Here is a 15,800-nt window from a genome sequence, read left to right on the forward strand (position 1 = left end):
GCGTGCTCCTGGCTCAGTCCCCACCGTGAGCCAGGAGCACGCACGCTGAGCCAGGACGGCGGTTGTCCACAGCCGGACGGCTGGCGGTCCACGGAGACGTCCCGGCGTTGCCACGCTCACCTGCATGCACCCGGTCCTCCGTGACGCCGCCGGCCGCCAGTGGGGCGCGTTCACCGCCGCCGACGTCCGTCGCGCCGGCCTCGATCCGAGCGACGTCCAGTCCGCGCTGCGCAGAGGGGAGTGGGACCGGATCCGCCGCGGGGTGTACGTCGAGCGGGCGGTCCTCCAGGACGCCGCCCGGTGGGGTGACGCGGCGCGGCACCGGCTCGACTGCGCCGCCGTCCTGCTGTGCCTGGGCGGCCGGCCGGCGGTGAGCCACGCCTCGGCCGCGCGCCTCGCGTCGCTGGTGGTCCCGGCCGGCCTGCCGTCCCTTGTGCAGCTCACCGACGAGGAGCAGTGGCGTCGCGGGCGGGGCTACACGGTCATGCGCGCCCGGTTGCCGGCCCACCACCTCCGCGCGGACGGACCGTTCCGGCTGACCGGGCCGGCCCGGACGCTGGTGGACTGCGGCCGCGAATGGGCTCTGGAGGACGCCGTCGTGGCGATGGACGCCGCCCTGCACTCCGGCGTCGTCACCGCGGCCGAGCTGCGGGCGGCGGTGCTGGACGCCACCCACTGGTACGGCATCGGCGGGGCCGCGCGCGCCGCGGGGCTCGCTGACGGCCGCGCGGAGTCGCCGTTGGAGACGCGTGGCCGGCTGGCGCTGCTGGGCAGCGGTCTCCCCGCGCCCGAGCTGCAGGTCGAGCTGCACGGGCCGCAGGGCTTCGTGGCCCGGGTCGACGCCTGGTACGACGACGCCGCGGTGGCGATCGAGTTCGACGGCCGGGTGAAGTACGAGGACCCACGGGGTGGTCGGACGCCGGCGCAGGTGCTCTGGGAGGAGAAGCGCCGGGAGGACGCCGCACGCGACCTCGGCGCGCGCTTCGTGCGGGTCGCACAGGCGGACCTCGGCGCCGGCTGGCCACCCGTGGCGGAGCGGGTTCGGCTGCTGCTGGCGACCCGGCTGCCCGGCCCCCGGCGGTTCCGGGCGTGCGGGCACCGGTCGAACGTCGCGCACCGGCCTGACGCGCTGCGGCTGTCGTCCGGGCTCACCGCACGTGCTCCTGGCTCAGGTCCGGGGGTGAGCCAGGAACACGCACGATCAGGTCACCTGATCCCGGGGGCGGATCGGCACCCCCCGGGAACACTGGGGCGGGGCCTGCCGTTACGGTGGGCAGGAAAGTTGAGCGGACCGCGCGCAAGGCGCTCCCGGCGGAGCCGGTGACCCGGCGTCGCCGGTCCCTCGGCTCTCTCCCGGACCTGCACCACCCCCCAGTACAGAGGAGACGCCCCCATGGCACGAGCGGTCGGTATCGACCTGGGCACCACCAACTCCGTCGTCGCGGTCCTCGAGGGCGGTGAGCCCACCGTCATCGCGAACTCAGAGGGCTCCCGGACGACGCCGTCGGTCGTCGCGTTCGCCAAGAACGGCGAGGTCCTGGTCGGTCAGTCGGCGAAGAACCAGGCGGTCACCAACGTCGACCGCACGATCCGCAGCGTCAAGCGCGAGATCGGCACGACCTGGAAGACCGGCGACATCGACGGCAAGCAGTACACCCCGCAGGAGATCAGCGCGCGGGTGCTGCAGAAGCTGAAGCGGGACGCCGAGACCTACCTGGGCGAGCCGGTCACCGAGGCGGTCATCACCGTCCCGGCGTACTTCGAGGACGCCCAGCGCCAGGCCACCAAGGAGGCCGGTGAGATCGCCGGCCTGAACGTGCTCCGCATCGTCAACGAGCCGACTGCGGCCGCGCTGGCCTACGGCCTGGACAAGGGCGAGACCGAGCAGACCATCCTCGTCTTCGACCTCGGTGGTGGCACCTTCGACGTCTCGCTGCTGGAGATCGGCGACGGCGTCATCGAGGTCAAGTCCACCGCCGGTGACAACAAGCTCGGTGGCGACGACTGGGACGAGCGGATCGTCAAGCACCTGGTGCAGACGTTCAACGCCCAGTCCGGCATCGACCTGGCCAAGGACAAGCTGGCCATGCAGCGGCTCCGCGAGGCGGCCGAGAAGGCCAAGATCGAGCTGTCCGGCGCGCAGTCGACGAACGTCAACCTGCCCTACATCACCGCCGGCGCCGAGGGTCCGCTGCACCTGGACGTGACGATCACCCGGGCGGAGTTCCAGCGGCTGACCCAGGACCTGCTGGACCGGACCAAGGCCCCGTTCAACCAGGCCATCCGGGACGCCGGGGTCTCCGTCGCCGACATCGACCACGTCGTCCTCGTCGGTGGCTCGACCCGCATGCCGGCCGTCACCGAGCTCGTCCGTGAGCTGACCGGCGGCAAGGAGCCCAACAAGGGCGTCAACCCCGACGAGGTCGTCGCCGTCGGCGCCGCCCTGCAGGCCGGTGTGCTCCGTGGTGAGGTCAAGGACGTCCTGCTGCTCGACGTCACCCCGCTGTCCCTGGGCATCGAGACCAAGGGCGGCATCATGACCAAGCTCATCGAGCGCAACACCACGATCCCGACCAAGCGCAGCGAGATCTTCACGACGGCCGACGACAACCAGCCGTCCGTGCAGATCCAGGTCTTCCAGGGCGAGCGCGAGATGGCCGCCTACAACAAGAAGCTCGGCATGTTCGAGCTGACCGGTCTGCCGCCGGCGCCCCGCGGCGTCCCGCAGATCGAGGTGGCCTTCGACATCGACGCGAACGGCATCGTGCACGTGTCCGCCAAGGACCTCGGCACGGGCAAGGAGCAGTCGATGACGATCACCGGCGGGTCGGCCCTGCCCAAGGACGACATCGAGCGCATGATGCGCGACGCCGAGGCCCACGCCGAGGAGGACAAGCGCCGCCGCGACGAGGCCGAGACCCGCAACCTCGCCGAGTCGCTGCAGTACCAGACCGAGAAGTTCCTGGCCGAGAACGGCGACAAGATCCCGGCCGACAAGAAGGACGAGCTGGGTGAGGCCCTGAGCGAGCTCCGCTCCGCCCTCGGTGGCTCGGACGTCGCCGCGATCAAGACCGCCCAGGAGAAGGTCGCCCGGGTCTCCCAGGAGGTCGGTGGCGCGCTCTACGCCCAGGCGCAGGCCGACGGTGCCGGGGCCGGTGCCGCCGGTGCCGCCGGTGACGGCTTCGCCGGGGCGACCGGTGAGCCGGGTGCCGACGGTTCGACCGGGTCCACCGCCTCGGCCAGCGACGACGACGTCGTCGACGCCGAGATCGTGGACGAGGACACCGACAAGCGGTGACGACCCCGGCTGCGTGCCGGCCCGCCGGCCCGGGGAACCGGGCCGGCGGGCTCGGGAGGGAGCCATGAGCCAGCAGGACGAGCAGGCGCCGCGGGTCGTCATCCGCGATCGGCGGCGCATCGACCCGACCAGCGGCGCGGTCCGCGAGCCGGCCGGCGAGCAGCCGGCCGGCTCCGCGGCCGCGCAGGGAGAGCAGATGAGCGAGCAGAACGAGGGGGCGGCCCCGGTCGCCGAGCAGACCGACGTCCCGGCCGGTGACGTGGGCGGGGAGCAGGGCGGGGACACCGCCCGCCAGCTGGCCGAGCGGACCGAGGACCTGCAGCGGGTGACCGCGGAGTACGCCAACTACCGGCGTCGCGTGGACCGGGACCGGGTGCTGGTGATCGACCAGGCAGCCGAGAAGTTCGCCGGGCAGCTGTTCCCGATCGTCGACGACATCGAGCGGGCGCGGGACCACGGCGACCTGACCGGCGCGTTCAAGGTCGTCGCCGACCGGGTGCTCGGGCTGCTCGACGGCCTGGGTGTGGAGTCCTTCGGCAAGCCCGGTGACCCGTTCGACCCGGCGCTGCACGAAGCGGTGCTGCACGACACCTCCCCGGACGTCAGCGAGCCGACCGCCACCACGGTGCTGCGTCCGGGCTTCCGCCGTGGTGACCGGGTGCTGCGCACGGCGATGGTCGGCGTGACCGAGCCGGAGTCCCCGGCACCGGTGGCGGAGGCCCCGGCGCCGGAGACCGAGGTGGCGGCCGAGGCCGACCAGCCGGACACCGACCCGGCCGACCGCTGAGCGCACACCCACTGCCGGCCCGGCGCCCACGACCCGGGCGCCGGACCGGCCCGACCGCAGGAGAGCAGAGAGGAGGCGCCCGATGAGCAGCACCCGGGACTTCATCGAGAAGGACTACTACGCGGCCCTGGGCGTCCCCAAGGACGCCGACGCGGCGGCGATCAAGAAGGCGTACCGCCAGCTGGCCCGGGAGCTGCACCCGGACAAGAACCCGGGCAACACCCAGGCCGAGATCCGCTTCAAGGAGGTCTCCGAGGCCTACGACGTGCTGTCGGACCCCAAGCGGCGGGCCGAGTACGACGAGGCCCGGCGGCTGTTCGGCTCCGGCGGCTTCCGCCCCGGGAGCGGCGGCGGCCCGGGCTTCCCCGGGGGGTTCCCGGGCGGTGCGGGTGGCGCGGGTGGCGCTGGGCAGCCGTTCGACCTCGGTGACCTGTTCGGGAGCGCGGGTGGGCCCGGTCCGGGTGGCCGCGCCGGTGGGTTGGGTGACCTCTTCGGTGGTCTGTTCACCGGCGGCGCTCCCGGTGGCGGCACCCGGAGCCGACAGCAGGCGGCCTCGGGTCCGGCCCGCGGTCAGGACGTCGAGACGGAGGCGACCCTCGCCTTCGACGAGGCCGTCCTCGGGGTCACCGTGCCCCTGCGGATGCAGAGCCCGGGCACCTGCCCGACCTGCAGCGGCAGCGGCGCGAAGCCCGGCACGAGTCCGCACACCTGCCCGGTCTGCAACGGCGCCGGGGTCACCAGCCGCAGCCAGGGCGCGTTCGCCTTCTCCGAGCCCTGCCGTGAGTGCCGGGGCACCGGCTCGGTGGTCGACGACCCGTGCCCGACCTGCTCCGGCAGTGGGGTCACCAACCAGACCCGGACGATCACCGTCCGGATCCCCGCCGGGGTCAAGGACGGGCAGCGCATCCGACTGGCGGGCAAGGGTGCGCCCGGACGCCGCGGCGGCCCGGCCGGCGACCTGTTCGTCGTCGTCCACGTCAGCGGGCACGACCTGTTCGGCCGCACCGGTCAGGACCTCACGCTCACCGTGCCGGTCTCCTTCGCCGAGGCCGCCCTCGGCACGACCCTCACCGTGCCGACGCTGGACGGTTCGGTGTCGCTGAAGGTGCCCGCCGGTACGGCCAGTGGCCGTACCTTCCGGGTCCGTGGTCGCGGCGTGCCCGGCAAGGGCTCCGCCGGCGACCTGCTGGTGACCGTCGAGGTGGCGGTGCCGCAGCGGCTGACGCCCGGCGCCCGTGAGGCGATCGAGAAGCTCGCCGCCGAGCTGCCCGACGACCCCCGGCCGGAGGTCACCGCCGCCCTGCGCCGCGGAGCCCCCCGGTGAGCGGGCCCGCCTTCGCCGAGGACGCCCCGGTGTTCGTCATCTCGGTGGCCGCCGAGCTGGCCGGCATGCACGCCCAGACGCTGCGCCAGTACGACCGGCTCGGCCTGGTCAGCCCGGGACGCACCGCGGGCGGGGGGCGCCGGTACAGCCCGCGGGACGTCGCGCTGCTGCGCGAGGTGCAGCGGCTCAGCCAGGAGGACGGCGTCAACCTGGCCGGGATCAAGCGGATCATCGAGCTGGAGTCGCAGGTCGAGGCGCTGCAGACCCGGGTCGGGGAGCTCCTGGAGGAGCTCCAGGTCGCCGAGTCCCGGCGGATCGCCGCGGAGTCCGCGGTCGCCGCCACCTACCGGCGGGACCTGGTGCCGCGCACCACCGGCTCGGCGCTGGTCATCTGGCGGCCCGGCCAGGGCTGAGCGCACGGCCGGGTGACGTCCCGGTGGGAACGTTGAGTCGACCCCGGACGTGGGACACGATGTGACCGTGGACAGCGAGTTGGACACCCACCAGGCGTACGTGCACCTGGAGCGTGAGGTCGCCCTGTTGCTGCGGCGCTCCCGCGCCATCCAGGGGCGCTTGGGCAGCCAGCTCCACCACGACCTCGACGGCGCCGCGTACGGCCTGCTGGTGCTGCTCGATGACGCCGGGCCGCTGCGCGCGAGCGACGTCGTCGCCAAGCTCGGGCTGGACAAGAGCACGGTCAGCCGGCAGGTGGCCTCACTGGTCGACCTCGGGCTGGTCGACCGGGCCGCCGATCCCGACGACGGGCGCGCCCAGGTGCTGTCGATCTCGGCCGAGGGTCACCGCCGGCTCAGCGAGCTGCGCGACGCCCGCCGCGCCCGCTGGGAGGCCGACCTGTCCGACTGGGCCACCTCCGACGTCGCCACGCTGGCCGAGCTGCTCGGCCGGCTCAACCGCATCGGCGAGGCCCGCGAGGCCGAGGCCACCGCCGACTGACCCTGCCCCCGGGGTGCCCTCCGCCGGCCTGAGCGACGGCGAGGTGGTAGCGGCGCCCTGTGACCTCGCCCGCCGTCACCGGCTCGGCCGGCGCTCGGAGGCGAGGTCACCGGTGCGGTGACGGCCGTTCCGCGGTCTGCTGTCGCCGCGGACGCGCCCCCCGGGCGACCCGCCCCCGGTCACCCGCCCCCCGGCCACCCGCCGGGCACCCGGGCGGCCCGGCCCGGACCGCGGGCGACGACGGCTGCGCCCCTCCGCTCCCGGGTGTCTCACCCGGGAGAGCAGGTTCACAGCTCAATTACGTTGCATGCTCCAACCAACCAGAGCAGGATGCTTGCTGTCTGCACAGGACGACGAGCGAGACGGCGGGGGCGGGGCGTGCACATCACCCGGGACACCTCCCAGCGGCTGACCGCAGGGCTGGCCCGGTTGCTGCGCACCACACGCCAGTTGGGCCACCGCGTGGCCGCTGACCTCTACGGCGACCTGCCCTCCTTCGGCTGGGCGGTGCTCGCCCCGCTCGAGGAGCACGGCCCCCAGCGCTGCAGCGCGCTCGCCGGGTACGCCGGCGTCGACGTCTCGGTCGCCAGCCGGCAGGTCGCCGCGCTGGAGCGTGCCGGGTACGTCGAACGTCGACCCGACCCGCAGGACGGTCGGGCGAGCCTGATCAGCCTCAGCGACGCCGGGGTCGCCGCGCTCGCCCACACCCGCGACGTCCGCAGCCAGTGGGCGCTCGGCGCCCTCGACGACTGGACCGAGGACGAGGCCCGCGAGTTCACCCGTTCGCTGGAGAAGCTCGCCGATGGCCTGGACCAGGCCGGTCGCCCGCCCACCCCGCTCCACCGCGGCGCCGCTCCGGCGACCCCGGCCCTCCCCACCGCACGACCGCAGCACCCTCAGGAGACCCGCGCATGAGCACCCCCGCCCCGACCCGGCCCTCGGCCGGTCCCGCCCCCGCCGCCGAGGCGTCGGTCCAGCAGCAGGGCCGGATGACCCACCGGCAGGTGCTCTCCGCGTTGTCGGGGATGTTGCTGGCGATGTTCGTCGCCTTCCTGTCCTCGACCGTGGTCTCCAACGCCCTGCCGACGATCATCACCGAGCTGCGCGGCTCGCAGAGCCAGTACACGTGGGTGGTCACCGCCACCCTGCTGGCCTCCACGGCGTCCACCCCGATCTGGGGCAAGCTCGCGGACCTGTTCAGCAAGAAGCTGCTGATCCAGATCGCGATCGTGGTCTTCATCGTCGGCTCGATGCTGGCCGGCCTGGCGCAGTCGGTTCCCACGCTGATCGGCTGGCGGGTGCTCCAGGGCCTGGGCCTCGGCGGCCTGCAGGCGCTCGTGCAGATCGCCATGGCCGCGATGATCAGCCCGCGCGAGCGCGGCCGGTACTCCGGCCTGCTGGGTGGTGTGATGGCGGTGGCCACCGTCGGTGGTCCGCTCATCGGCGGCCTCCTGGTGGACACCAGCTGGCTGGGCTGGCGGTGGTGCTTCTACGTGGGCGTCCCGTTCGCCGTGGCCGCCCTGGTGCTGCTGCAGCGCACCCTGCACCTGCCGGTGACCAAGCGGGAGGTCTCCATCGACTACCTGGGTGCCGCCCTCCTCACCGCCGGCGTCTCCGCGCTGCTGATCTGGGTCACCCTGGCCGGGGACACCTTCGCCTGGGCGTCGGTGGAGACCGCGCTGTTCCTCACCGGCGGCGTCCTCGCGATCGTCGCCTTCGTCGTCACCGAGCTGCGCGCCACCGAGCCGATCGTGCCGCTGCGGCTGTTCCGCGACCGCACCACGACCCTGGCGATCATCGCCAGCGTCGCGATCGGCGTGGCGATGTTCGGGTCGACGGTCTTCCTCGGGCAGTACCTGCAGATCTCCCGCGGCTACTCGCCGACGGCGGCCGGGCTGCTCACCATCCCGATGGTCGGCGGGCTGCTGGTCTCCTCCACCGTGTCGGGCATCCTCATCACCCGGTACGGCCGGTGGAAGCGCTTCCTGGTGGCGGGTTCGCTGCTGGTCGCCGTCGGCTTCGCGCTGCTGTCGACGATCGACCACGCGACGAACATGGTCCTGCTCGGGGTCTTCCTGGCGGTGCTCGGCATCGGCATCGGGATGACCATGCAGAACCTGGTGCTCGCGGTGCAGAACACCGTCGCGGCCACCGACCTGGGCGCGGCCAGCTCCGCGGTCGCCTTCTTCCGCAGCCTGGGCGGCACGATCGGCGTCTCGGTGCTGGGCGCGGTGCTCTCCACCCGCGTCGGGGACCTGATCCAGCGGGGTCTGGCGAACGTCCCCGGCGCCGCGGAGGCCGCCGGGTCAGGTGACGTCGGGCTCGCCGACCTCGCCGACGCCCCGGCGCCGATCCGCGAGCTGATCGCGGTCTCCTACGGCGACGCCACCGGGCGGATCTTCTTCGTCGCCGCCGCCCTGTCGCTGGTCACCATCGCCGCGATCGTGGCCATCCGGGAGGTCGCGCTGCGCACCGACACCGGGGACGAGCGGCTGCGCACCGAGTCCTCGGGTGGTGGGTCGGTCGGCGACGTCACCGCCGAGGTCGACCAGCAACTGGCCGACGCCGGCACGGGCGCCGCCCGCCGCTGACCCGCACACGACGAAGGCCCGGCTCTCGCAACCGAGAGCCGGGCCTTCGCGACATCATGGAACGGCCCCGTCCCGAGGCTCACCCTGAGCCTGCGAAGGGTGAGGGGGACGGGGTCCTTCCTCAGACGAGCGAGGCGTCCAGGCTGATGTCGACCGCGGACAGCGCCTTGCTCACCGGGCAGCCGACCTTGGCGGCCTGCGCGGCCTGCTGGAAGCCGTCGGCGTCGAGACCGCCCACCTCGCCGCGCACGGTCAGCTTGATGCCGGTGATGGCCGACGCGCCGTCCTTCTGGCCGAGGGTGACCTCGGCGGTCACCTCGAGCGACTCGGTGGTGCCGCCGGCCTTGCCGATCTCGTTGGACAGCGCCATCGCGAAGCACGAGGAGTGGGCCGCGGCGATGAGCTCCTCGGGGCTGGTGGTGCCCCCGGCCTCGTCGGCGGCGCGCTTGGGGAAGCTGACGTCGTAGGTGCCGACCTTCGAGCTGCTCAGCTCGACCTGGCCGGAGCCCTCCTGCAGCGAGCCGTTCCAGGCGGTGCGTGCGGTACGAGTGGGCACAGGGCCTCCTTGCGTGGACGGTGCCCACCGCGCGGGTGCGGTGGGAGCTGTCACCTGATCCTGCCGAGCACAACCGTGCGCAGCAGGCGGGATTCCCGCCACCGGAACCGGCCGCCACGCAGGGGCCCGCCGCGAGCGTGCGAGCGGTGGGGAGTCGGCCCCCTCGCAGGGGCCCGCCCCGAGCCTGCGAGGGGCGGGGGGCGAGGGGGTCCTTTATCAGGCGGGGACGTCGGCCCGCGGTCCGGCGACCCGGTCGGTGATCAGGCGCAGCTGGCCCTTGAGGGCGTCGAACTCCTGCTGGTCCAGCGCGAGCGCGTCGATCATCTCCGCGGAGATGGCGCAGGCCGGGCCCTGCAGTTCGCGCCCCTTCTCGGTCAGCCGCACCGACACCGAGCGCTCGTCGTCGGCCCGCCGGTGGCGGGTGACGAGGCCGGCGGTGGTGAGGCGCTTGAGCAGCGGCGAGAGGGTGCCGGAGTCCAGCGCGAGCCGGGAACCCAGCTGACCCACGGTCTGCCCGTCCTCCTCCCACAGCAGCATCAGGACGAGGTACTGGGGATAGGTGACCCCCAGCTCGTCGAGCATCGGCCGGTACCGCGCGGTGACCGCACGGGAGGCCGCGTACAGGGCGAAGCAGAGCTGGTCGTCGAGAGCGACGCTCGGCGACGGGGTGTCCGTCATGCCCACAGAGTAGGGCGCCATCGGGTCGGAGTCGGTCGTGTGACTCGTCTCGGTGGCCCTCCGGGGTGGGAGTGGCGCCAGAGGCGAACGTCCCGCGCCGTAGCGGGTGCGTCACTGGACGGCCGAGGTTGAGTGGAACAGACTCAACTCCTGGTCCGTTGGACCGGGCGAGCACGACTTCCACACGAGAGGACGCGACACCCGACCATGCAGAGCAAGCTCACCACCCGTGCGCAGGAGGCGGTCGCCGCCGCACAGCGACTGGCGGTCGACCGCGGCCAGGCCGCCCTGGAGCCGCTGCACCTGCTGGTCGCCCTGCTCGAGCAGACCGACGGCATCGCCGGCCCGCTGCTGCAGGCGGCCGGTGCCGACCCCGCCGACGTCCGCGCCAAGGCCGACGCCGCGCTGCGCCGCATGCCCAGCGTCAGCGGCGCGACGGTGGCCGCGCCGTCGCCGTCCCGGGAGCTGCTCCGGGCGATCAACGCCGCCGGCGAGCAGGCCAGTGCCCTGGGCGACGAGTACGTCTCCACCGAGCACCTGCTGGTGGGGCTGGCCACCACCGAGGGCGAGGCCGGTGCGGTGCTGACCAGCGCCGGGGCGACCCGCGACGCCCTGCTGGCCGCCTTCCGCACCGTGCGGGGCACCCGCAAGGTCACCAGCCCCGACCCGGAGAGCACCTTCCAGGCGCTGGAGAAGTACGCCGTCGACCTCACCCAGCGGGCCCGCGACGGGCGGACCGACCCGGTCATCGGCCGGGACACCGAGATCCGCCGCGTGGTGCAGGTGCTGTCCCGGCGCACCAAGAACAACCCGGTGCTGATCGGTGAGCCCGGCGTCGGCAAGACCGCCATCGTCGAGGGCCTGGCCCAGCGGATCGTCGCCGGCGACGTCCCGGAGAGCCTGAAGGGCAAGCGGCTGATGGCGCTGGACCTGGGTGCGATGGTGGCCGGCGCCAAGTACCGCGGCGAGTTCGAGGAGCGGCTCAAGGCCGTGCTGCAGGAGATCACCGAGGCCGAGGGGCAGGTGATCACCTTCATCGACGAGCTGCACACCATCGTCGGCGCCGGTGCGACCGGTGACTCCGCGATGGACGCCGGCAACATGATCAAGCCGATGCTCGCCCGCGGTGAGCTGCGGATGGTCGGCGCCACCACGCTCGACGAGTACCGCGAGCACATCGAGAAGGACGCGGCGCTGGAGCGCCGGTTCCAGCAGGTGCTCGTCGGCGAGCCGAGCGTGCCGGACACCATCGGGATCCTGCGCGGCCTCAAGGAGCGGTACGAGGTGCACCACGGCGTCCGGATCACCGACGCCGCCATCGTCGCCGCCGCCACCCTCTCCGACCGCTACGTCACGGCCCGCTTCCTCCCCGACAAGGCCATCGACCTGGTCGACGAGGCCGCCAGCCGGCTGCGCATGGAGATCGACAGCCGTCCGGTGGAGGTCGACGAGGTCGAGCGCGCCGTGCGCCGGATGGAGATCGAGGAGATGGCGCTGGCCAAGGAGGACGACCCGTCCTCGGTCGAGCGGCTGGCCGCGCTGCGCAGCGAGCTGGCCGACCGGCGCCAGGAGCTGGACGAGCTGACCGCCCGTTGGCAGCAGGACAAGACGGCCATCGACCGGATCCAGCGCACCAAGGAGGAGCTGGAGGCCGCGCGGCTGGAGGCCGAGCGGGCCGAGCGGGACGGCGACCTGGCGCGCGCCGCCGAGCTCCGCTACGGCCGGATGCCCCAGCTGGAGCGCGACCTGACCGTGGCCGAGGCGTCGGTGGCCGCCCGGGAGTCGATGCTCAAGGAGGAGGTCGGCCCCGACGACATCGCCGAGGTCGTGCAGGCCTGGACCGGCATCCCCGCCGGTCGGCTGCTGGAGGGGGAGACCCAGAAGCTGCTGCGGATGGAGGACGACCTGGCCCAGCGGGTCGTCGGCCAGCCCGACGCCGTCCGGGCCGTCGCCGACGCCGTCCGCCGCTCGCGCTCCGGCGTCGCCGACCCGGACCGGCCCACCGGGTCGTTCCTGTTCCTCGGCCCCACCGGCGTCGGCAAGACCGAGCTGGCGAAGGCGCTGGCGGAGCTCCTCTTCGACGACGAGCGGGCGATGGTCCGCATCGACATGAGCGAGTACTCCGAGAAGCACTCGGTGGCCCGCCTGGTCGGGGCCCCGCCCGGCTACGTCGGGTACGAGGCCGGTGGCCAGCTCACCGAGGCCGTCCGGCGCCGGCCCTACACCGTCGTCCTGCTCGACGAGGTGGAGAAGGCCCACGCCGACGTCTTCGACGTGCTGCTGCAGGTGCTCGACGACGGCCGGCTGACCGACGGGCAGGGTCGCACGGTCGACTTCCGCAACACGCTGCTGATCCTCACCTCCAACCTGGGGTCGCAGGTCATCGCCGACCAGTCGGTGCCCGAGGACGCGCGGCGCCGGGCCGTGATGGACGTCGTCCGGGCGCACTTCAAGCCGGAGTTCCTCAACCGGCTCGACGACGTGGTGATGTTCCGGGCGCTGGGCTCGGAGGAGCTGGCCGGCATCGTCGACATCCAGGTGGGCGTGCTCGCCCGCCGGCTGGCGGCGCGCCGGCTCACCCTGCGGGTCACCGACGCCGCGCGGGAGTGGCTGGCGCTCAACGGGTTCGACCCGGTCTACGGCGCCCGGCCGCTGCGTCGGCTGGTGCAGTCGGCGATCGGCGACCAGCTGGCCCGGGCGCTGCTGTCCGGGGAGATCCGCGACGGCGACGAGGTCGTCGTCGACTGGCCGGCCGACGTCGCCGAGGGCGACTCCGGGCTGTCGGTCACCCGCGGCTGAGGAAGGGCCCGCCCCGTCCTCCTCACCCCGCGAGAGCTCGGGGTGAGCTCCGGGACGGGGCGGGCCCGTCGGCGGGGCTCCGTCGTCCACAGGTTGTGGACGACGGCCGCTCGGGGTGGGCCGGCCGCCCTACCGTCCCGTCCTGTCCGCGGCGCACCGGCGTCGCGGCGAACGGGAGGACCGGCGATGGGGACAGCGGAGCACACCCTGCAGGCAGCGCGCTGGGTGATCCGGATCGGCCGCGTGGAACGGGCGCTGCTCGCGTGCTGCGCCGCGTGGTCGCTGGCGTTGGTGGCGGTGACCTTCTCGCCGGTCGCGCTCGTCGTGCCGCTGGGGCTGGCGGCGCTGGCCACCCTGTGGGGCGTCGTCGTCCGGGCCTTTGAGCGGCACCGGCGGTGGGCCTGGTGGGTGCTCGTCGCCGCTGGCGTGGTCACGGTGGTCACCGGCCTGCTGTCCCCGGAGCCGGGTCTGCTCGCCGCCGGCGGGAGCGTCGTACGGGTGCTCCTGCTGCTGCACCCGGACAGCCGGGAGTGGGTCGCCCCGGACCCGGTGGGCGTACGGGAGCCCCGGTCCCGAGCCGGGGTTCCCGCGTGCCGCCGGGCGCGTGAGCATGCCGACACCGTCCGGATGGCCGAAGATCATGAGTGACCGAGGCGCCACCGCGCCGACACCGCTCGCACGAGGAGCCGTCATGACGTCAGGACCGCAGGACCCGCAGCAGGGTGGCTGGGGCCCGCCGCCCGGACAGGGCCCGGAGGGCCAGGGCTCGCCGGAGCAGGGGCAGGGTGGCTGGGGCGCGCCCGGCCAGGGCCAGCAGGGCGGCTGGGGTGCGCCCGGCCAGGGCCAGCAGGGTGGCTGGGGCCCGCCACCCGGACAGGGCGGCCAGCCGCAGTACGGCTCCTACGGCCAGGGGGGCGGCTACCCGGCCGCGCCCGGGGGCTGGGACGCCGGCGCCCCGGTCGAGCAGCAGCCCCGGCCCAGCACCGTCCGGTTCGGCCTCGGCGCCTTCCTGGCCAGCGCGCTGATCAACCTCATCAGCCTGCTGATCAGCTTCACCGACCTGGACGAGGCCCGGCGCGTGGCCGCAGAGGACTCGGGGCTCACCCCCGAGCAGGTCGACGCGGTCGTCACCGGGACGATCGTGGTCACGCTGGTGCTGATCGCGGCGTTCCTGCTCGTCATCTGGTTCGCCTGGCAGGGCCACAACTGGGCGCGCATCGTGCTGTTCGTGCTCGGCGGGATCAACGTGCTGTTCGGGCTGCTGGGCGCGGGCGTCGGCCTGAGCTTCCTGGGCCTGTTCCAGCTGGTGCTGTTGGTCGCCGGCATCGTGCTGCTGGCCAACAAGCAGTCCAGCGAGTGGTACCGGTCGGAGACCAGGCGGCGGGCGCTCCGCTGACGCCGGGCGCCGCCCCGGGCACCTCCCGGGGCGGCGGCCGGGCGGCCGGTGCTCAGCTCTGGCGACGTGCCACCGGCTGCAGCCAGTCGGTCGTCGTCCGGACGAGCAGGCTGGTGGCCGCCGCCGCGCACAGCACCACGAGGAGCAGCGCGAACGGGCTCAGCCCCCCGGCGGTGACCATCGAGACCAGGGTCAGCGCGCCGAGGAACAGCACGCCCAGCAGGCCGACCCAGCGGGCCCACGGCCGTCGCCGGGACAGGAACAGGGCGGCCGCGCCGCAGAGCAGCCCGACGAGCACGTCCCGGGCCAGACCGATGAGCACGAACTGCTCCACCTCCGACCGGGCGAGGTCCGGCTGGGCGTCGAGGAAGCCGTCGACGATGGTGTCTCGCACCGCCCAGGTGACCACGCCGCTGAGGAGCAGCAGCACCGACAGCGCGGCCAGCAGGCCGATGGCCACCTTGACCGACGCCGGCATGGGCGGGCGGTCGGCGGAGGTGCCTGCGGAACGGGACGGTGGGTCGGCGCTCACCCGGTCAGCCTGGCACGTCGGGACCACCACGAGCCGCTGACCTCCCGGTGCGACGGTCGGCAGGATGCGATGCTCGACGACCAGTGCTCCCGACGACCGGATCGGGCCCGCGCCGCAGGACCGCAGAGGAGAACCCGTGAAGGCCACCGGGCCGACCCGACCCGCCGCACGACCCGCCGAACGACCGCGGGCCGGTGCCCTCGCCACGGCCCTGGTCGGCGGCCTGCTGGTCCTGGCGACCGCCTGCAGCGCCGAGGACGGCGACGACGGCAGCCCGGCCGCCGCCGGGGGTGCCTCCGCGGCCACCACCTCCGCGGCCACCACCTCCGCGGCCACCACCTCCGCGGCCACCACGTCGGGGTCGGCCGGTGCGCCCACCGGTACGCCCGTGGGGCCTGCCTGCGCCGGCCTGCCGGCCGAGGGCCCGGGCAGCGTGCCGGCCAGCGCCGGCCTGCCCGCGGCCACCGCGATCAGCCAGAGCCCGCTGCTGACCACGCTGACCCAGGCGGTCGTGACCGCCAACCTCGTCGACGTCCTGAACACCCGGCAGGAGGTCACCGTGCTCGCGCCGGCCGACGCCGCCTTCGGTGCGCTCGGCCCGGACGCGCTCCCGCAGCTGCAGGCGGACGTCCCGCGGCTCACCGCACTGCTCACCCACCACGTACTGCCGGGCCGGCTCGGACCGGACGAGCTGGCCGGCGAGCACACCACCCTCCTCGGCGACCAGGTCACGATCACCGGCAGTGGTGCGGAGCTGTCGGTGGCGGCGGAGGAGACGGTGGCCGGAGCGGCACCGGCGACCCTGCTGTGCGGGCCGCTGCAGACGGCGAACGCGACCGTCTACGTCATCGACCAGGTGCTCGCACCGGCTCAGTAGGGTCGGAC

At 74.0% G+C, this 15,800-nt stretch carries 15 protein-coding genes; 12 read left to right on the forward strand and 3 right to left on the reverse strand.

What is annotated here, in order from left to right:
* Positions 1 to 124: 124 nt before the first annotated feature.
* From ACI79Y_RS15725 to ACI79Y_RS15760, 8 genes are all read left to right on the forward strand, one after another.
* Positions 125 to 1,324, forward strand: a complete 1,200-nt coding sequence (locus ACI79Y_RS15725) for a type IV toxin-antitoxin system AbiEi family antitoxin domain-containing protein (RefSeq protein ID WP_457159383.1) — start codon at positions 125 to 127, stop codon at positions 1,322 to 1,324.
* 69 nt (positions 1,325 to 1,393) lie between these two features.
* On the forward strand, positions 1,394 to 3,298 hold the full coding sequence (gene dnaK / locus ACI79Y_RS15730; RefSeq protein ID WP_457159384.1) for a molecular chaperone DnaK: 1,905 nt from the start codon (positions 1,394 to 1,396) through the stop codon (positions 3,296 to 3,298).
* Between the two features lie 13 nt (positions 3,299 to 3,311).
* The gene (gene grpE, locus ACI79Y_RS15735) at positions 3,312 to 4,085 is read left to right on the forward strand and encodes a nucleotide exchange factor GrpE (RefSeq protein ID WP_457159385.1); all 774 of its coding nucleotides are present in this window, start codon (positions 3,312 to 3,314) and stop codon (positions 4,083 to 4,085) included.
* A gap of 82 nt (positions 4,086 to 4,167) precedes the next feature.
* Positions 4,168 to 5,409, forward strand: coding sequence for a molecular chaperone DnaJ (gene dnaJ, locus ACI79Y_RS15740; RefSeq protein WP_457159386.1), 1,242 nt, complete (start codon positions 4,168 to 4,170; stop codon positions 5,407 to 5,409).
* Positions 5,406 to 5,822, forward strand: coding sequence for a heat shock protein transcriptional repressor HspR (locus ACI79Y_RS15745; protein WP_457159387.1), 417 nt, complete (start codon positions 5,406 to 5,408; stop codon positions 5,820 to 5,822). Before dnaJ ends, ACI79Y_RS15745 begins: the two co-directional genes overlap by 4 nt.
* A gap of 67 nt (positions 5,823 to 5,889) precedes the next feature.
* Positions 5,890 to 6,363: a MarR family winged helix-turn-helix transcriptional regulator gene (locus tag ACI79Y_RS15750; protein WP_457159388.1), complete on the forward strand. Its 474-nt coding sequence runs from the start codon at positions 5,890 to 5,892 to the stop codon at positions 6,361 to 6,363.
* 378 nt (positions 6,364 to 6,741) lie between these two features.
* Positions 6,742 to 7,278, forward strand: coding sequence for a MarR family winged helix-turn-helix transcriptional regulator (locus ACI79Y_RS15755; RefSeq protein ID WP_457159389.1), 537 nt, complete (start codon positions 6,742 to 6,744; stop codon positions 7,276 to 7,278).
* Positions 7,275 to 8,954: an MDR family MFS transporter gene (locus ACI79Y_RS15760; protein ID WP_457159390.1), complete on the forward strand. Its 1,680-nt coding sequence runs from the start codon at positions 7,275 to 7,277 to the stop codon at positions 8,952 to 8,954. Before ACI79Y_RS15755 ends, ACI79Y_RS15760 begins: the two co-directional genes overlap by 4 nt.
* A 121-nt stretch (positions 8,955 to 9,075) precedes the next feature.
* On the opposite strand, the gene ACI79Y_RS15765 is transcribed toward ACI79Y_RS15760, so the two are convergent.
* Positions 9,076 to 9,510, reverse strand: coding sequence for an OsmC family protein (locus ACI79Y_RS15765; protein WP_457075015.1), 435 nt, complete (start codon positions 9,508 to 9,510; stop codon positions 9,076 to 9,078).
* A 216-nt stretch (positions 9,511 to 9,726) separates the two neighbouring features.
* Positions 9,727 to 10,188, reverse strand: coding sequence for a MarR family winged helix-turn-helix transcriptional regulator (locus tag ACI79Y_RS15770; protein WP_457159391.1), 462 nt, complete (start codon positions 10,186 to 10,188; stop codon positions 9,727 to 9,729).
* A gap of 207 nt (positions 10,189 to 10,395) precedes the next feature.
* Between ACI79Y_RS15770 and clpB the strand changes: the two genes are divergently transcribed.
* The 3 genes from clpB to ACI79Y_RS15785 all read left to right on the forward strand — a co-directional run bounded on the left by clpB (position 10,396) and on the right by ACI79Y_RS15785 (position 14,383).
* Complete coding sequence (clpB, locus tag ACI79Y_RS15775; protein WP_457159392.1) at positions 10,396 to 12,987, forward strand: ATP-dependent chaperone ClpB; 2,592 nt, start codon at positions 10,396 to 10,398, stop codon at positions 12,985 to 12,987.
* A gap of 186 nt (positions 12,988 to 13,173) precedes the next feature.
* On the forward strand, positions 13,174 to 13,635 hold the full coding sequence (locus ACI79Y_RS15780) for a hypothetical protein (protein WP_457159393.1): 462 nt from the start codon (positions 13,174 to 13,176) through the stop codon (positions 13,633 to 13,635).
* 43 nt (positions 13,636 to 13,678) lie between these two features.
* The gene (locus tag ACI79Y_RS15785; protein WP_457159394.1) at positions 13,679 to 14,383 is read left to right on the forward strand and encodes a hypothetical protein; all 705 of its coding nucleotides are present in this window, start codon (positions 13,679 to 13,681) and stop codon (positions 14,381 to 14,383) included.
* A 52-nt stretch (positions 14,384 to 14,435) separates the two neighbouring features.
* Here ACI79Y_RS15785 and ACI79Y_RS15790 read toward each other — a convergent pair whose 3' ends face one another.
* On the reverse strand, positions 14,436 to 14,915 hold the full coding sequence (locus tag ACI79Y_RS15790) for a hypothetical protein (protein ID WP_457159395.1): 480 nt from the start codon (positions 14,913 to 14,915) through the stop codon (positions 14,436 to 14,438).
* A 136-nt stretch (positions 14,916 to 15,051) separates the two neighbouring features.
* Between ACI79Y_RS15790 and ACI79Y_RS15795 the strand changes: the two genes are divergently transcribed.
* Positions 15,052 to 15,792: a fasciclin domain-containing protein gene (locus tag ACI79Y_RS15795; protein WP_457159396.1), complete on the forward strand. Its 741-nt coding sequence runs from the start codon at positions 15,052 to 15,054 to the stop codon at positions 15,790 to 15,792.
* Positions 15,793 to 15,800 lie beyond the last annotated feature (8 nt).

Source organism: Modestobacter sp. SYSU DS0875 (genome assembly GCF_054050915.1).